1 protein-coding gene is annotated in these 955 nt (G+C 50.7%); it reads left to right on the top strand.

All coding sequences use genetic code 11. The annotated features are described in order from the left end of the window. Positions 1-951, top strand: a 951-nt coding sequence (gene tuf, locus ACZRKO_RS22745) for an elongation factor Tu (RefSeq protein WP_463739335.1), incomplete at its 5' end; no start/stop codon positions are given. Between the last annotated feature and the right edge of the window lie 4 nt (positions 952-955).

Raw genomic sequence — 955 nt, 5'->3', positions numbered from 1 at the left:
CACGTTGACTGCCCAGGCCACGCCGACTATGTGAAAAACATGATCACCGGTGCTGCTCAGATGGATGGCGCTATCCTGGTTGTTGCTGCGACTGATGGCCCTATGCCACAGACCCGTGAGCACATCCTGTTGGGTCGCCAGGTTGGCGTTCCATACATGATCGTATTCATGAACAAATGCGACATGGTAGATGACGAAGAGCTGCTGGAACTGGTTGAGATGGAAGTTCGTGAACTTCTTTCTGCTTACGATTTCCCAGGCGACGATATCCCTGTTGTACGTGGTTCAGCGCTGAAAGCACTGGAAGGCGAAGCAGAGTGGGAAGCTAAAATCATCGAACTGGCTGGTTTCCTGGATAGCTACATCCCAGAACCAGAACGTGCTATCGACCGTCCGTTCCTGCTGCCAATCGAAGACGTATTCTCCATCTCCGGCCGTGGTACTGTTGTAACTGGTCGTGTAGAGCGCGGTATCGTTAAAGTTGGCGAAGAAGTAGAAATCGTCGGTATCAAAGATACCGTTAAGTCTACTTGTACTGGCGTTGAAATGTTCCGTAAGCTGCTTGACGAAGGTCGTGCGGGTGAGAACTGCGGTATCTTGCTGCGTGGCGTTAAGCGTGAAGATATCCAACGTGGTCAGGTTCTGGCTAAACCAGGTTCAATCAAACCACACACTAAATTTGACTCAGAAGTTTATATCCTGAGCAAAGATGAAGGCGGCCGTCATACTCCGTTCTTCAAAGGCTACCGTCCACAGTTCTACTTCCGTACAACTGACGTGACCGGTACCATCGAACTGCCAGAAGGCGTAGAGATGGTAATGCCAGGCGACAACGTGAACATGGTTGTTACCTTGATCCATCCAATCGCGATGGATGACGGCTTGCGTTTCGCAATCCGTGAAGGCGGCCGTACTGTTGGTGCTGGTGTTGTTGCTAAAGTTATCGCTTAATCGC

It is taken from the genome of Ewingella sp. C233, assembly GCF_055407225.1.
Note: the sequence above shows the minus strand (reverse complement) of the source record. Positions and strands in the feature narration are given on the sequence as shown.